15 protein-coding genes and 1 tRNA gene are annotated in these 16,182 nt (G+C 38.6%); 12 read left to right on the plus strand and 4 right to left on the minus strand.

All coding sequences use genetic code 11. The features are described 5' to 3' along the window. The 8 genes from HZB59_04250 (at position 1) to HZB59_04285 (ending at position 7,797) form a co-directional block, all read left to right on the plus strand. The gene (locus HZB59_04250; protein ID MBI5020625.1) at positions 1–1,125 is read left to right on the plus strand and encodes a glycosyltransferase; all 1,125 of its coding nucleotides are present in this window, start codon (positions 1–3) and stop codon (positions 1,123–1,125) included. Beyond that, positions 1,112–2,008, plus strand: coding sequence for a class I SAM-dependent methyltransferase (locus HZB59_04255; GenBank protein MBI5020626.1), 897 nt, complete (start codon positions 1,112–1,114; stop codon positions 2,006–2,008). Before HZB59_04250 ends, HZB59_04255 begins: the two co-directional genes overlap by 14 nt. A gap of 4 nt (positions 2,009–2,012) precedes the next feature. Further along, the gene (wecB, locus tag HZB59_04260; GenBank protein MBI5020627.1) at positions 2,013–3,119 is read left to right on the plus strand and encodes a UDP-N-acetylglucosamine 2-epimerase (non-hydrolyzing); all 1,107 of its coding nucleotides are present in this window, start codon (positions 2,013–2,015) and stop codon (positions 3,117–3,119) included. Then, on the plus strand, positions 3,119–3,958 hold the full coding sequence (locus HZB59_04265; GenBank protein MBI5020628.1) for a glycosyltransferase family 2 protein: 840 nt from the start codon (positions 3,119–3,121) through the stop codon (positions 3,956–3,958). The genes wecB and HZB59_04265 overlap by 1 nt, the downstream gene beginning before the upstream one ends. 69 nt (positions 3,959–4,027) lie before the next feature. Beyond that, positions 4,028–4,594, plus strand: coding sequence for a dTDP-4-dehydrorhamnose 3,5-epimerase (rfbC, locus tag HZB59_04270; protein MBI5020629.1), 567 nt, complete (start codon positions 4,028–4,030; stop codon positions 4,592–4,594). Positions 4,595–4,605: 11 nt separating this feature from the next. Continuing rightward, positions 4,606–6,063 carry a flippase gene (locus tag HZB59_04275; protein ID MBI5020630.1) on the plus strand — a complete coding sequence of 486 codons (1,458 nt, stop codon included), beginning with the start codon at positions 4,606–4,608 and terminating at the stop codon, positions 6,061–6,063. Beyond that, positions 6,060–7,220 (plus strand): glycosyltransferase, encoded by a 1,161-nt coding sequence (locus HZB59_04280; protein MBI5020631.1) that lies wholly within the window; start codon positions 6,060–6,062, stop codon positions 7,218–7,220. Before HZB59_04275 ends, HZB59_04280 begins: the two co-directional genes overlap by 4 nt. After that, the gene (locus tag HZB59_04285; GenBank protein ID MBI5020632.1) at positions 7,207–7,797 is read left to right on the plus strand and encodes a methyltransferase domain-containing protein; all 591 of its coding nucleotides are present in this window, start codon (positions 7,207–7,209) and stop codon (positions 7,795–7,797) included. Before HZB59_04280 ends, HZB59_04285 begins: the two co-directional genes overlap by 14 nt. Positions 7,798–7,896: 99 nt before the next feature. Here HZB59_04285 and HZB59_04290 read toward each other — a convergent pair whose 3' ends face one another. After that, positions 7,897–8,373, minus strand: a complete 477-nt coding sequence (locus tag HZB59_04290) for a T9SS type A sorting domain-containing protein (protein ID MBI5020633.1) — start codon at positions 8,371–8,373, stop codon at positions 7,897–7,899. Positions 8,374–9,162: 789 nt separating this feature from the next. Here HZB59_04290 and HZB59_04295 point away from each other — a divergent pair. Together HZB59_04295 and HZB59_04300 are read left to right on the plus strand one after the other, a co-directional pair. Then, complete coding sequence (locus HZB59_04295) at positions 9,163–10,227, plus strand: hypothetical protein (GenBank protein ID MBI5020634.1); 1,065 nt, start codon at positions 9,163–9,165, stop codon at positions 10,225–10,227. 118 nt (positions 10,228–10,345) lie between these two features. Further along, positions 10,346–12,904: a YfhO family protein gene (locus HZB59_04300; GenBank protein MBI5020635.1), complete on the plus strand. Its 2,559-nt coding sequence runs from the start codon at positions 10,346–10,348 to the stop codon at positions 12,902–12,904. A 77-nt stretch (positions 12,905–12,981) separates the two neighbouring features. Here HZB59_04300 and rpsU read toward each other — a convergent pair whose 3' ends face one another. Beyond that, complete coding sequence (rpsU, locus tag HZB59_04305; GenBank protein ID MBI5020636.1) at positions 12,982–13,176, minus strand: 30S ribosomal protein S21; 195 nt, start codon at positions 13,174–13,176, stop codon at positions 12,982–12,984. A gap of 36 nt (positions 13,177–13,212) precedes the next feature. Next, the gene (locus tag HZB59_04310) at positions 13,213–13,605 is read right to left on the minus strand and encodes a hypothetical protein (GenBank protein MBI5020637.1); all 393 of its coding nucleotides are present in this window, start codon (positions 13,603–13,605) and stop codon (positions 13,213–13,215) included. Positions 13,606–13,843: 238 nt separating this feature from the next. Here HZB59_04310 and HZB59_04315 point away from each other — a divergent pair. Then, a tRNA-Ile gene (locus HZB59_04315) sits at positions 13,844–13,917 on the plus strand. A gap of 61 nt (positions 13,918–13,978) precedes the next feature. Beyond that, positions 13,979–14,176 carry a hypothetical protein gene (locus HZB59_04320; protein ID MBI5020638.1) on the plus strand — a complete coding sequence of 66 codons (198 nt, stop codon included), beginning with the start codon at positions 13,979–13,981 and terminating at the stop codon, positions 14,174–14,176. A gap of 35 nt (positions 14,177–14,211) precedes the next feature. Here the strand turns inward: HZB59_04320 and HZB59_04325 are convergent, their stop codons facing one another. Continuing rightward, entirely contained in the window at positions 14,212–16,173 is a 1,962-nt protein-coding gene (locus HZB59_04325; protein MBI5020639.1) for a hypothetical protein, read from the minus strand. Positions 16,174–16,182: the final 9 nt, after the last annotated feature.

Consider the following 16,182-nt stretch of genomic DNA (forward strand, 5'->3'; position numbering starts at 1 on the left):
ATGAAAATAGTAATTGTTGGAACAGCATATCCTCTTCGTGGTGGAATAGCGCATTTCAATGCTTTGCTCGCCAAACATCTTGGTATTCACCACACGGTTGAGACAGTTACTTTTAAACGTCAATATCCGAAATTCCTATTCCCCGGCAAAACACAGGATGAGGCGGGTGCACCGATTGACGTTGCAGAAGCTCCGCAGTTGGTAGATTCGATTAATCCATTAAACTGGCTCAAGGTTGCAAAAATCATAAAAGAAAAAAAACCTGATTTGCTTATCTTCAAATACTGGCTTCCGTTTTTTGGTCCTTGCTTCGGTACGATTGCAAAATTGGTCAAACGTAAATCTAACACAAAAGTACTTTTTATTTGCGATAATATTATTCCTCACGAACGCCGGTTTGGTGATGTCGTTTTTACAAAGTATGCATTCAAACAGGCAAATTATTTTATAGTTCAGTCCGATGCGGTCGAACGGGATCTGCGAAAGTATTTTCCTATTGCACATTACTGCAAAGTTCCACATCCGGTTTATGAAAATTTCGGTGAACCAATGAATAAAGAAACAGCCAGAACTAATCTCGGAATTAATTCTAAAAAGGTTATACTTTATTTCGGATACGTCAGAGCGTATAAAGGATTGCTTGTTCTATTCGATGCTATGAAACAATTAGATGATGTCCAATTATTAGCGGTCGGGGAATACTATGATGATCAAAAGAAATACGTTGATAAGGTTAAATCATTCGGACTTGAATCTCGAATAAAATTTTATCCCGATTACATACCAAACGATCAGGTAGCGCTTTATTTCAGTGCTGCCGATATAGTTGTGCTGCCTTATTTATCTGCCACTCAAAGCGGAATAACACAGATTGCATATAATTTTGATAAACCGGTTATAGCAACAAACGTAGGCGGATTGGCGGAAGTTGTGATTGATGGACGGACTGGGTACGTAGTTCCTCCAAACGATGCGGCTGCTTTAGCGAGCGCGATTAAAAGATTTTATACGGAAAAAAATGAGCAGGAATTTGTTGCCATGGTGAAAATAGAAAAAACTAAATATTCGTGGGAGAATTTTATACGAGCGATTGAAGGATTAATGGAAACTCATGAACGAAAGTAATTTACTATGCCCTGTTTGTGGTAACCGAAATTTAGGTGCAAAACCGTTCGGGTATCTCTTTAAAAATCGCTGGTTAAATGCTGTTGAATGTAAAAAATGTACAATAATTTTCATCAACCCTCAACCTACGAATCAGGAAATCGCTTCTTTATATTCCAAAGAATATTTTGAACACGATTTTCGCTGCGGTCATACCGGAAGTTATTTCGATGAATCTGCCCTTGCTTCGCTTGGCGAAGATAAATTGTTGGTTCAATTCAAGAAATTTAAAGATAAAGGGACGTTTTTAGAAATTGGATGTGCCGGTGGTGCTTTTTTAAACACACTTCGCGAAGCAGGATACTCGGTTCAGGGAGTCGAATATTCTTCTGAGGCAACTCAATTTGCGAAAGAAAGATTCAATCTAAATATTCACACCGGCGATCTTTTATCGGCGAAGTTTGACGACAACATGTTCGACCTGGTTTATATGGGAGATGTGCTTGAACATCTGCCTGATCCAAACGCTACTTTAGGTGAGATTCACAGAATAATGAAACAGGGCGGAGTTTTGGGAATTCGCTGTCCAATGCAAACGAATACACTGTATTCTCGTATTGGCTTCATGGTTTATACCTTGCTCAGGAAAAGGGCGACGGTGCATTTACCGCCGTATCATCTTTTTGAATACAGAGCTAAAAGCATAAAATATTTGTTGAATTCTCACCAATTCAAAATTGAATTGTTAAACCAGACCATAATGCCTGTGGCGGATATATCACTCCGCGGATCGGCATTGCAGAAGCTGATGAAAAAATTGTTTCAATATCCGAATGTATTCCTCACCCGCACGCTGAAAGTTTTCGGCGATAGAATTGAAATCTTCGCATCAAAGGAGAAATGAATTAATGAAAATCGCAATCGTGTTCGGGACTCGTCCAGAAGCCATAAAAATGGCTCCGGTAGTTAAGGAGGTTGAAAAACGCGGATTACAACCGCTCGTTATAGTTACCGCACAGCATCGTGAAATGCTCGATCAAAAATTAGATGTTTTTAAAATCAAACCGGATTATGATCTGGACATAATGAAACATAATCAAGACTTATTCCATGTAATGAGCGCTGTGTTGGATGAAATCAAACCGGTTCTTCAAAAAGAAAAACCTGATGTGCTATTGGTGCAAGGGGATACAACAACAACATTCGCGGCAAGTCTTGCCGCTTTTTATCTGAAAATTCCGGTCGGACATGTTGAGGCGGGGCTGAGAACTTGGAACAAGACAAATCCTTTCCCTGAGGAAATGAATCGACAGATTACCACACGCCTTACCGAATATCATTTTGCACCCACACCGTGGGCAAAACAAAATTTAGTGAGAGAAGGTATCAACGAGGAAAATATTTTTGTAACCGGTAACACAGTAATCGACGCATTGCTGATGATTGTTGATCCGAATTTTGAATTCAAAGAATCTCCACTGAATCAAATCGATTATTCCGGAAAGAAAGTAATTCTCCTAACATCGCACCGCCGTGAGAATTTCGGAGAACCGATGGGGCGGGTATTTTCAGCATGCCGATATATCGTTGAAAATAATTCAGACGTTGAGATGATCTATCCCGTTCATCCAAACCCGAATGTACGCCAAAAAGCTGATGAGATACTTGCCGGTGTCCCAAGAATTCATTTGATAGAGCCGTTGGATTATCGTCCATTCGTTCAATTGATGAATAAATCGTATCTGATTCTTACAGATTCGGGCGGGGTTCAGGAAGAAGCCCCCTCGCTCGGTAAACCGGTTTTAGTATTGCGAACTACAACTGAGAGACCTGAAGCAATCGATGCTGGAACCAGTAAACTTGTTGGAACGGATTATCAAACTATCGTGACCGAAGCGCAGAAATTACTCTCGGATAAGAAGGCATATCAAGATATGTCGACAAAAACAAATCCGTACGGAGATGGAAAAGCTGCTGAACGCATTGTGAATATCCTCCTCGAAAAGGTAAAATAGTGATCCATCCACCGTTGGTATATATAATTGTTCTCACCTGGAACGGGAAAGCCGATACCCTTGAGTGTTTACAATCTCTTCAGAAACTATCTTATTCTAATTATAAGATTATTGTGGTTGACAACGCATCCACCGATAGTACCGCAGAAGAAGTTCGACATCTTTATCCGTCTGTTGAGGTTATCAGAAATTCATCGAACCTTAGGTTCGCAGGTGGCAATAACATCGGAATAAAAACTGCGCTTAATAATAAAGCTGATTATATTTTATTGTTGAATAACGACACGATAGTTGCAGAAAATTTTCTTTCTCACCTTGTAGAAGCTGCAGAATCAGATGAACGGATTGGAATGACGGGACCAAAAATATATTATCATTCCGATCCGAAACGGATCTGGTATGCTGGTGGTGTAATTGATTGGTGGACTGGATCAACATCTCATCTGGGAGTCCGGGAAATCGACATCGGACAATTCGAAAAAATAAAAACGACTGATTATGTCACAGGATGTAGTATGCTGGTTAAAAAGAGTGTAATCGAACAGATTGGCGTCCTGGATGAATCATATTATATTTATGGAGAGGATGCAGATTGGAGTTTAAGAGCCGTTCGCGCCGGATTCAAATTACTATTTGTACCTCAGGCATTAGTGTGGCATAAGGTATCGGTTAGCACCGGTGGTCATTTTTCGTGGTTTAAAAATTGGAACAAATTGAAAAGTCAGTTACGTTTTCTCGTTCGCTATGCAAAACCATTTCATTGGTTTACCATACCTTTCTTAATGCCTTTGAATATCTTGTTTACAATTTATAGATCGAAGCAAAACGATATCCAATAATTGTTCTTCATAAAAATTTTAATTATTATTTTACAATCAGTTTAATAATCATCAACCAAACATCAGCTTATGCCGTTCACTATTTTATCGAAACATTTAAATGGAATCGTTGTTCTTAAAACCGAAATTTTCAAGGATGATCGTGGATATTTTATGGAGGTGTTTCGTGAAGATACATTTAAGGCGTTAGGAATCCCATCTTATTTTCCGCAGGATAATCATTCACGGTCTGCAAAAGATGTTGTGCGAGGATTGCATTTTCAATGGAATCCCGCTATGGGGAAATTAATGCGCGTTATAGTCGGAACCGCATTTCTTGTCGCAGTCGATATAAGAAAAAATTCTCCAACACTTGGTAAATGGTTCGGTATCGAGGCATCGGCGGAAAATAAATTGCAGGTTTGGGCTCCTCCGGGTTTTGCACGCGGATTTTGTGTTCTTTCCGATGTCGCCGAACTACAATATAAATGTACCGGTATTTATAATCCGAACGGGGAATCTAACATACTTTGGAACGATCCGGATATTGGAATTGATTGGCCGACAAAAAATCCCGTACTTTCACAACGCGATTCAACAGCTCGAACTTTAGCTCAATGGCTCACTTCATCTGAATCTGATAATTTCAGGTATTGATATTCATTCAGATGGCAACGCAGACAAAAAAAATAACTCTTGATACAGCAGCGATATTTTTCGGAAAGGTTGTTGGCCTCATTTTCGGAATGATGCGATTAAGCTATCTCGCAGCAAATCTTGGAGTGGCAAATTTCGGTATTTTGAATTTTGCATTGTATTTTTGTTCACTCTTTCAAGTGCTATTCGATTTCGGCATGTCCCAGCTTCTTACCAGAGAAATTGCGCGTGACTTATCAAAAAGTACCGGTCTCGTTGGCAGAATAATCTATTTAAAGATTATTGTTGTTCTTATTGCTGGTTTGGTGGTTGGATTGGCTGGTATAGTTTTACATTTTGATAATCAAACTAACTGGGCAGTTCTTTTAACTACAGTCGTATTTGCCATTAACGGAATATCGATGATATTTTTAAGCGCTTTTCAAGCACACCGTAAAATGACCATTGTCTCGGTTTCAAATATTTTGAATGATTTGCTCTTATCGGTATTTGTAGTTCTTCTTATTAAAGCGAGTCCATATGTAATAACGGTATTGATTTTAAGTATTATCGTTGCTCTTGCAAACATGATTTTCTTGTATTTTAAGTATTCGAGTACGATCGGTATTCCCGAATATTCCATCGATAAAAAAATATGGAGAAGTTTCCTGAATGACAGCACACCAATCGCGATGAATTCACTTGGAGCCTCAATGTATATGTTTATAGGTCCTACAGTGCTAAAATATACGCGAGGTGATATCGAGGTCGGGATCTATACCGCGGGGTATAAATTGATTTCGATATTGATGATGATTCCAACGGCTTATTCACAGGTTGTTTATCCAATATTTTCAGAATTCTACACTACTGCAGCAAATAAATTATCAAAAGCTTTAAACGATTCTCTTCGTATTATGCTGATTATAGCTTTTCCTGTGGCGACCGGAATAATTATACTCGCACCTAAATTATTTGCCATTATATTCACCACTGAATTTAATCCAGGCATTATTGTTCTCCAATTGGGAATAATCTCGATTATCATTTCATATTTGAACTGGGTTACTGCAACATTTCTTATGGCAATTAACCGACAAACTTTATTAATGTTTTTATCAATAATTATTGGTTTGGCAACTACCGCGTTTTCCGTAGTCATAGTGCCCAAGTATGGTTACATCGTTTTGCCGTTAACGATGATTGGTGTTGAGTTCTTGATTTTTATTGTTCACCGTTTGTATCTTCAAAAAATATCTTATGGAAATTTATCGATCATCTCTATCATTAAACCGTTTGTCGCGGCACTATTAATGGGTACTCTCTTAGTCTTATTATCGGGATTGAATTTCTTTTTAATTGTTTTGTTAGGTGCTGTTTCCTATTTGATAGTTTTATATTTCATTGGTGGATTTGGAGAACAAGAAATGGAACTTGCGGCGAAATTATTCCGGATACCATTACAAAATAAATCCGTGGATAGCCGATGAAGAGTATTTTCCTATATTCACCATATTGGGGAACGTTTGGCGGAGGGGAGAAATATCTTCTCGGTATCGCTGAAGCGTTATCGGAGAATCCCGTGCATGATGCCACGATTGTTTCCTCGGATGCGTCGATCAGTAAGATGCAACTGGAAAAATTCTCTCATATCGATCTCTCAAAGGTACACTTTAAGCATGCAGCCAGAATGAGTGATGTTCCGGAAGTGGTTGGTGATGCCGACTGTTTTATATTTCAGTCGAATGTAAGAAAGATTGTCACAAGAGCGCGTTCACACGTCCAAATCATCCAAATCCCGTATAGGGAAATTACACCGCTTTCGGTCGCAACGAAAGTATGCCGGGGTCAGATACGAGAGGGCGGAAAAGATATTCTCCGGTTGCGGTTGATGTCGTTTGCCCGGAGACAGGCGTCTGTTGTGCTGGTATACTCTCAGTTTGTTCAAGATATCCTGAAGAGGAATTATGATATCGAGAGCTGTATTCTTTATCCACCCATTCAGGATTTGTATGAACCGGGTATATCCAAGAAAAATATTATCCTGAGTGTGGGACGATTCTTCAAAGGGTTGTATAATAATAAACGGTATGATGTGTTAACGGCTGCATTCCGAATGTTGTACGACGCCGGTCTACACGACTGGGAATATCATCTGGTCGGAAGTGCCTCAACTGATAGCGATTCGAGGGAGATGATTCGTCAATTGGAAGTAGATAATAAAAATTATCCGGTTATATTCCACGTCAATGAATCGTTTGATACAATGCGGCGGATGTATAATGAAGCAACGATATTCTGGCATGGCGCGGGGTACGGAATTGACGAGGAGCGGAATCCTGAAAACGCCGAACATTTCGGAATGACCACCGTTGAGGCAATGTCTGCGCGGTGTATTCCGGTCGTTATTGCAAAGGGAGGACAGCGGGAAATTATCACACATGGAATGAATGGATTTTTGTGGGATACAATTGATGATTTGATGAAATTATCGACCAGGATTATCCATGGGGAGGTTGACATCAGTGTAGGAGAACGTGCACGTAATCGCTTTCATGATTTTGTATACCCCGTGTTCAGAAAACGGGTGAATGAAATTATTACGATCGAGAATTTAAAAAAAAGGAATATCAATGAAATTATTTGACAGAGGATTTAAGACTAAAGAAACACTCCGGGATATACCATTCGCACATGAAGTAATTTTTTCACCCGATCTAAATCAAAGGAACCGTTTAAAACACTATCTGAAAATGATAGAAAAAATTAGTGAACCATGTCTTGATATCAGCGATCCTAATTGGATAGGCGAACAAATTTCAAAACAACACAACATCAAAATCGAGAATACATTAAAATCTGATTTTAATGATTCTATCAAGACTAAAAGTGAAAAATACGAAACGATTCTATGTTTTGAAGTCTTGGAACATGTTATGAATCCGTCTCACTTTTTAAAAGAAATTCACAAATTGTTGACTCCCAGCGGTGTATTATATCTTTCGACGCCGAAACTCGCAGTTATCCCCATATATCAAACCGATGCTCACTTTATCGAATATAAAGAGCATGGTCTATCTCGAATGTTTGATTATTGCGGTTTCAAAATAGTAAACTCGGAGATATTCAGTCCATTTCCTGCTTGGTGGGCAGTAACAGGTTTTCGGCCTTTTTTCAGAACGGCTTTTCATAGAATTCAACTTTATAAACTTGTGAAGGTTTAAATTTATTTTATCACCTGCCACGAGCTTGCTTGTAAAATAAAACCGCCGGTGCATTGACCGGCGGTTTGTTTGTAGTTCAGAATTAAATAGTTTAGAATATCATTTTACCAATAACATTTTTTTGACATCGGTAAATTTATCGGTTTGTAATCGATAAAAATAAAAACCGGATGGCAGGTCTTCTCCATTGAATGTGATTTCTTTATACCCTGCCGATTGATATTCATTAACAATAGTTTTAATCTCCTCACCTAAAACATTGAATATTTTAAAGGATACCCTTGTATCTTCCGGTATTTGATATTTTATTTTTGTTATTGGATTGAACGGGTTTGGATAGTTTTGTTGAAGACGAAATGTGGTTGGGGTTGTGTTCTCAATTGTTTTTACAGATGTATTTATTATACCGGAAATAACTATATCATCAAAAGCAGTTAAATCGGTTTCTCCATTAGCACCAATCTCTATGTATCCATCCTGTCTCCAATCAGGTGAAATGATAACGTTATGAATGAGCTCATTGTTGACATAGATTTTTGCACTATCACCAGAGTCAACTATCTTTATTGTATTCATACTATCGCGAAGATACTGCCCGACAAACTTTCTTTCTTGTCGGAGAATAGAGCCGTTATGATATTGGTGATCGTATCCAGACCAAACAGCTTCATCATAATCTAAATATTCTGCTGAAGAACCTGCCGATCCAATAAGAACTGCTTTCCCACTATAAGCATTAGTTGATCCCCGCCATAGAAAAACCCACCACCCTTGGGCTTTAAATTCGTATGTCCCAGTACCGTTTGTAAAGCCATCGTTGTAATAAAAAACAAAACCTGGTGTAGTGCGTTTAAATTGTCCATCAACAACCTCAAAAACACCACCACCTCGGTAATCTTGTGTATGATGCCAGTTACCTGATGATGTAACACTATCAAAGTGGTCTTCAAATGTAAACAAGCTTTGACTGAGTGAAAGACTCGCAAAAAGAAAAAGGATACCGAATATACAAAAAATCCGGATTACCATATTAGCTCCTATGAATGATTTTATAAAGTTTATAAGTTGTTTTCCCAAAATGATAAATCTCCTAATAAAAGTACTCAATTTAAACGATTATGTCAATAGGGAAATTCCTGATAAGATCTTTAGAAATACTAAGATATACAAAATCTACCATGCAAGCGCACTCGATAATCAGATGTAACACAAGTGCAGAGAAAGAGGATTTAAGCAAACGTTTTTGTATTGACTATTATTGAATAAATCAGTAATTTATTCTTGAATTAACTGATTAAAACATTGAGCTAACTGAAAGATCGATTGGAAGGGTGATTATTTTTAATCGAACCAAAATAATTTCGAATGGTTTTGATTATATCAGATCAAATACTTTTCTTTTCAAACAATCATTTAGAAATCTCAAAACATAATATATTTTTTATCCAAGGAGGATCTATGCTTTCCTATAGGTTTATTTTATTTATTTTATTTGTTTCTCTTTTCTCAAGTTGTAGCAAAAATGAAGAGACAATAATTGGCCCTGGAGTTGACAAGCTTGGTAAAGTAGCTTTCAGTTTAAGCGACATTCCCAACGGTATAAAATCGATTCGAGCATGTATAACTCGCACGGGATTTGAGAGTGATACGATATTTTTATCGATCTCTGATACGGGTATTTCTGCTAATGGAAAGTTTGAAAATATTATCGTAGGCCGATGGCATTTGTTGATAGATGCATTTGATAGCTCGGATATCATTTGTTACTATGGTGAAGCTGATTTAGATGTTATAGAAGGCCAGACAACACTGATTGAACTTAATATGGTTGCAATTACTGGTGATATCGAGATTAAAGCAATTTGGCCAAGTAACACAATTTTTCCCAATAATTTGCTTTGGGAATGGACGCGCGATGCAAGGGGTGGCGGGTCGCAAGATAAGATTTTATTTCAGAACAATATAATATCTATTTCCCCGGTTAATCATGTCCACTTTATAAACAAGACAGTCAACCAAGGAGAGGGTGCGTATAGTTTCAAATTTAAAGGGGACAATTTTAAATTTGCTTGGAGAATTTCACCTCAAGACTCATTACTCGGTAAAGCATTGATCCTGCAATGGGTTTATCCGAGTACGTTCATTCTTGCACATATAAATTGGAATGGTTTTTACTATGGGTGGCCTAATGGCTCATATTTTTACAATCAAGTTAGTCTCCCAATCGACACAACAATATGGCATTCAATAGAAATTCAGGACAAAAATAATACATTAAAAATATTTTATGATGGTTCTGAAATTGACATATTTACCGGGCAACACCCCGCAACCGAATTTCTTGCCGATGTTCAAAAAGGGTATATAGGAATCGGAAATGAGAATATGTCAACAATTCAATACAAAGATTTTCGAGTCATGGTTAAATAAATATTTTCCGATCAGATACAGTTTGAAGGGGTGTCATTCGGCACCCTTGTTAATTCTTTCCCTTTTTTTCCGTATATTCATTCCTGTCAATGGAAAACAATAACGATTGAAAGTCTATATGTCAACCAAATCTAAATTATCAAGCACAAAAAGTTCGTTTAATTTAAAACCGACATGGTTCGATAATCTTTCTTCTGTGAAAAAAGATATATTCAGTATAGCTGTTCTTTTTGTACTGCTGTATATTCTTTTCTTCAAGATTATTACATCTGATATGATGTTCGCAGATTCTGGTGATACTGCTTCGGTCCGTAGCTGGGATAAGGCGATGGAACATATCAGAACTACAGAAAAAGTAGACCCGTTCTGGATACCGTACATCTTCAGTGGTTTGCCGGTTGCAAGCGCAATGATTTTTTCCCGCGATCTCAACTATCCCGAAATCATTTTACTATTTATTGGTAAACCTCTTTTCTTCGGTGGTGAGATGTCGTGGTTTATTCTTCACTATTTCCTAATGGGTATATTCACCTACTTCCTTGCGCGTCAATTGAAATTTCTCCACCTTCCATCCCTATTCGCTGCGATAACTATGATGCTGAATCCGTACGCAATCGGTTTGGCACAATCGGGACACGGATCTAAGATGATGACACTGACTTTCGTACCATTGGTGTTTCTTTTAGCTGTTTCGTTATTTCAGCGTAGAGATATCCTAAGTCTTGGTTTGCTCGGTGCTGCCACCGGTACAATGCTTCTGAATAAACATCCCCAGATTGCATTATACGGATTACTTTTAATTGGGATTTATTTTCTATACGAATCCATACTCGACATTAAAACACAACCAGTGATTGTTGCAAAAAGATTCGCCTTATTTGCAGCCGCTATGGCGATCGGTTTCGCGATATTCACGTATCAATATTTCCCCACCGAGCAGTACAAACCACATTCAATCCGAGGCAGTTTAACTTATGAATATGCCACAAGCTGGTCTAACCATCCGTTAGAGATGCTCACATTTATTCACCCGTCATTTTTCGGTTTCTCAAATAATTATATCACGGAGATCCAGGGGGCAGAGCAGGCTTTGCCGCTTTACTGGGGTTGGATGCCGTTTGTGGAAGGACCTGTTTATGTCGGCATTATACCTGCGTTGCTTATGGTGTTCGCGTTTATATATAAGCGAAACCGCCTCACATGGTTCTTGACAATTTTCACCATTTTCATTTTATTCCTATCGTTCGGAAATCATTTGGGTCTTATCTACAATCTATTTTTTGATTATCTACCTTACTTCAATTCGTTACGCGCGCCTGCCATGATTCTATCGCTGGTTTCACTGACGTGCGGGTTGATTGCGGCTTTCGGTGTTTCATTTTTAATGGAATTGCACCAGCGTGGCAAAGAAATCGATCTTGAAAAAATAAATAAAAATATTCTTAAGTGGATAGCAATCATCGGTGCTGTGATCGTATTCTCACTAGTGGGTAAATCTTTTCTCCAAAGTTTTCTATCGGATTTTATGTTCTCCAAAGAAGGGGAGTTGAGGGAATTTATCCAGCAAGCCGGACAACAAGGTGCTCTGCAATATCAAACACTCCTTAAAGAAAAACGTTTTGATGTATTTTGGGGTGACATGATAAAAATGTTTGTCCTCTCAGGTGCATTGCTGGGATTAATTTATTTTTATATCAAGGGAAGGAAATCGCCGACACTTGCCGCCGCCGGAATGATTTTACTTGTGACTGTTGATCTGGCAGCGGTGGATGTTAAATTTGTCAATCCCCGTCCGAGAACATCCTTCGAAGAACCACAAGCAGACGCGACTGTACAGTATCTGAATAATGATTCCTCGCTTTATAGGATATTCCCTCTCGGACGCGATGGGTCCGGTCAGGATTTATTTCAAAATAATTCTTTCATGTATCATCAACTATCATCCATTGGGGGTTACAGCCCGGCGAAAATCAGAATATATCAAGATCTGATTGAGTCAGCCCTTTATAACGGAGCCGATCCGCAATTTCCAATCAATATGAACGTTGTAAATATGCTTAACGTAAAATACCTTATAGCGCCCGGTCAATTACCCGCAAATAAGTTCCAGATGGTAAACTTCGATCAGACGAAGAAAATGTTAACTTACATAAATCCGGGTTGCTTACCGAGAGCTTGGTTTGTTGATACCGCGATTGTCGCATCATCCAAAAATGCAGTTTTTCTCCATCTTAACTCACCCGATTGGAATCCACACAAAACAGCAATTCTTGAAACTGCGCTTCCATCCGCAATCTTAAAATCTGATTCAACGAGGGTATCTGACATTCAATATCAATCCCAAAAACTGAGCATGAAAGTATTTACTGCTCAAAGCGCACTGTTGGTGGTGAGCGAAATATATTATCCTCCGGGGTGGAAAGCATTTATTGACGGGAATACTGTGGAGATTTATAAAACGAATTATGTTTTGCGTTCACTTATTATACCTGCAGGTGAGCACACAGTAGAGTTCCGGTTCGATGCTTCTATTTATGAAACCGGTTTAGCAATTACGAATGCCGGTTGGGGCATCAGCCTGTTGTTGGTTTTAGTAGGGTTGATCCAGATTCCGGCAATTAAAAAGCGAATCGGATTAGGAAAGAAAATACAGATTACCGATAATAAATCTGTTTGAGAAAAGTTTATTAGAATGGGGAATAAAAAAGGGTCGGTAGCAATACCGGCCCTTTAATTATTCTGTGCAAACGGATTTTACATCTCTTCCATATTTGTGCGATAGGCACGGCGCACGGCTTTAATTTTCTCCATGCGTTTCTTCACGGAAGGTTTGGTGAAGTATGAACGTTTCTTCACTTCTTTCAGGATACCTGAGCGTTCATATTTCTTTTTGAATCTTCGGATCGCACGGTCAATGTTTTCATTTTCATTTACAACAATACCGACCATTCGATTCACCTCCTTCCGATCTTAGTAACAAACGAATTACGATACAATTTCGCTTTCTACCGGTTCTTCCGGCTTTAAATTTTCGATCAGCCGCCGCTGACCCGCGATTTCGAACGACACTACAATTGCTTGATTGCCGTCCGACATTTTTATTTTAGATAGAACTTTTCCTACTTCATTCCATTCTTGATGAAATATCGATTCACCAATATGGAATGATTGCCATGGATTGTACACCCTTGCTTGTGAAGGCTCGAGTTCAGCTTGCGCTTTATCAACAGACTCTTCTTCTAACAAAGCTGCATGATGACACCGTGTACAACGGAACCAAGTTTTACCTTGAATTCCTTCCATTGTACCAACCTGCACCATCCGTGTTTCTTTGTTGCAATATGCACAGAAACGTCCAGAATATTTTGTACGTCCCATTCGTACTCCCCAATTGGTTCATTGGAAAATTAGTTAACTTCTGAGATGTACCGAAGATATGAACGAGGTTTCTATTACACGTTCCCAAGATTCAGTTACCGAACACCTACATCACAGCATATACAATATATGAAATTCTTTCAAATGAGTCAATTATAAAGATTTTTGATTATTTTTCTTTGAAATTTGACAAAATAGTGATATATTTATCAAGATTTATAAACGTTTTGTTATTTAAGGGCCCTTAGCTCAGTTGGTTAGAGCAGCAGACTCATAATCTGCGGGTCGTAGGTTCAAGTCCTACAGGGCCCACAAACCACAAGTATCATCCAGATGTTTGTGGTTTTTATTTTACTAATTTAAAGTGATAATAATGAATCAAAATGTTGAACCAGATCTGCAACAGAAAAACAGCACCGCAATGATTAGGGGTGTCGCCCTTGGTGTTGCCCTGTCGGGTGCAATCGGTGTGGCACTTGGTGATCTTCTTCTCGGACTTTCAATAGGAATTCCAATCGGAATCGCTCTGGGGATCTCTTTCAAGAGAAAAGAAAATAATAAAAAATGTTGATCTCTATAACTTGCATTTAGCCGAACTTAATTAATTTATTTTTTCCCTCTCGATAAATATTCATACATTTTATCTCTTAACGCGCGCAACCGCTTATCGTTCGGATTATTTAAAAGATATGTGTCGTAATTCGTAATTGCACGCTGTAAATCTCCTACCCGTGTTGCACAATCGCCTGCATACAGAAACAAAAGCGGCTCACGCATTCCTAGGTCAATAGCCGCTCTGAAATGTTTATCAGCCGTTGCAAAATCATTTTTTGCTGAATACAAGATTCCTAAATTCGCGTGCGCGCGCGAACTATTGCCATTCATTTGGATGGCACGCTCGTTAAACTCGATTGCTTTCAGTGTATCACCGCGTGTTGCGTATTCAACACCTAAATTGGAATAGATACCCGGATCCGGACTGTTTGCTTCAGCAGCACGTTTTAGTTGATAGAAATATTTTTCCTTCTCACCTAATTTCCTGTAAACGTCTGAAATGTTTCCGATGATGCGCGGATTTGCCGAATCAATCACCATGTAAAGTTCATAGTAGCTCCTTGCATCGGCATATCGTTGGTTATCAAAAAAATAATTTGCCAAAGCTTCACTATGTACCAACTGAGCTGTTTTTGATAACAACAGTGAACTATTAAGCATTTGCATTCTGGTTAAGTGCTTCTCAGCTGATGCATTGACTCCGATCCATGGAGCAGTATGCAAAATTGACACTAGTGCAATTAGAAAAAGAATGTTTCTACGTAATTGGATCTCGAGGGGCTGCAATAATAAATATATTGGTAGCACAATGAGTGGGACAAAAAAACTTGCAAATAGATCCCAATCTCTAGCAAGACCTAGTGCACTGTTTATAACCCAAGTGAAAAATATTCCGCAGAAAACGGCAGTCAATAAAAACAAAAATATCGGATTATTCCATCTTTTTTCCGGTGATAGCGCCGGGATCAGAATAATTGTTAGGAATAAACCAAAAGGCGCAACCAGCATGATGGCGTTAAACCAATCTAGCAAATGAGCGAAAGAAAACATCGCATATGGAAAGTTTCCGCCTTCTGCAATAAAAGGTTGAAGGAAATCGACCGACCCTGATCTCAGAGGGCGGATTATATTCATTAAATTGAATCCGATAAAATACATCATCGAGATCCCGATAATACCAATCCCGGCGATCAATCCGATGGCGATAATCCGTTTTTTCTTCCATTTAAAGATAAGCAGTAATAGTAAGCTCGGCAGAAATACTAACGATCCAAAGTGTAAAAGCACCATCAAGATGAAACATAAAATCGGAACAATTATCGAAATCCGTTTTTCTAACGCTAACCATCCGGTGATTAAATATGTCGTTGTAGCCACATATAACAAAACATAATTTTCTACATATCCGAAGAAAAATTGGCTTCCTCCCGCAAAAGCAAAGAAACATCCCAATAATACCCGCTCCACAAACGGTTGCTGAGATGATCTTAAGCTCCAAAACACTAAAGCTAAAAAACAAAGGAATGCGACAATATCAATTGTATAATAGACGGTGTAAGGATTTGGTGCACTTTCAAACGGATGAAGTTTCATCGCCAAACGATAAATCCAGAACATAAGCGGTTGATTGCGGAAACTTAATGTGATCTCATCACCCATAATACCGCTCGGCACGGAGCGAAGTAGTACTGCACCGTCTCCGAGAAGATGAAGCTTAGCCGGAAAGAAGTAGATTGCGATAATAATTATTCCAGATGTCAAACCGAAAATTACAATCCATGGCAATCTTCTTATAGCTCGTGCGAATCGGTCTATGTTATTAATTATCGATGATTGAATCTTAGGAATTGAGCAAAGCAAAACCAGCCCGATTGCAGACACAGCGATCCATTTTTCGTAAAATCCCCAAAAATGAAATCCCCAATTCGCATGAGATGGATAGATCGCCGCCCATCCATGCAGCGCCACAATAATGAAGATCGAAATTAAAATATAAAGAGTCGTTCTCGGCATCGAATTAAT

Source organism: Ignavibacteriales bacterium, assembly GCA_016214905.1.
Lineage (GTDB): Bacteria > Bacteroidota > Ignavibacteria > UBA10030 > SZUA-254 > PNNN01.

Bases quoted from the DNA above. Each gene is read 5' to 3' on its own strand.
- HZB59_04250 (MBI5020625.1), top strand. From the start codon at position 1: ATGAAAATAGTAATTGTTGGAACAGCATATCCTCTTCGTGGTGGAATA.
- HZB59_04255 (MBI5020626.1), top strand. From the start codon at position 1,112: ATGAACGAAAGTAATTTACTATGCCCTGTTTGTGGTAACCGAAATTTA.
- wecB (MBI5020627.1), top strand. From the start codon at position 2,013: ATGAAAATCGCAATCGTGTTCGGGACTCGTCCAGAAGCCATAAAAATG.
- rfbC (MBI5020629.1), top strand. From the start codon at position 4,028: ATGCCGTTCACTATTTTATCGAAACATTTAAATGGAATCGTTGTTCTT.
- HZB59_04275 (MBI5020630.1), top strand. From the start codon at position 4,606: ATGGCAACGCAGACAAAAAAAATAACTCTTGATACAGCAGCGATATTT.
- HZB59_04280 (MBI5020631.1), top strand. From the start codon at position 6,060: ATGAAGAGTATTTTCCTATATTCACCATATTGGGGAACGTTTGGCGGA.
- HZB59_04285 (MBI5020632.1), top strand. From the start codon at position 7,207: ATGAAATTATTTGACAGAGGATTTAAGACTAAAGAAACACTCCGGGAT.
- HZB59_04290 (MBI5020633.1), bottom strand. From the start codon at position 8,373: ATGAATACAATAAAGATAGTTGACTCTGGTGATAGTGCAAAAATCTAT.
- HZB59_04295 (MBI5020634.1), top strand. From the start codon at position 9,163: ATGGTTTTGATTATATCAGATCAAATACTTTTCTTTTCAAACAATCAT.
- HZB59_04300 (MBI5020635.1), top strand. From the start codon at position 10,346: ATGTCAACCAAATCTAAATTATCAAGCACAAAAAGTTCGTTTAATTTA.
- rpsU (MBI5020636.1), bottom strand. From the start codon at position 13,176: ATGGTCGGTATTGTTGTAAATGAAAATGAAAACATTGACCGTGCGATC.
- HZB59_04310 (MBI5020637.1), bottom strand. From the start codon at position 13,605: ATGGGACGTACAAAATATTCTGGACGTTTCTGTGCATATTGCAACAAA.
- HZB59_04320 (MBI5020638.1), top strand. From the start codon at position 13,979: ATGAATCAAAATGTTGAACCAGATCTGCAACAGAAAAACAGCACCGCA.
- HZB59_04325 (MBI5020639.1), bottom strand. From the start codon at position 16,173: ATGCCGAGAACGACTCTTTATATTTTAATTTCGATCTTCATTATTGTG.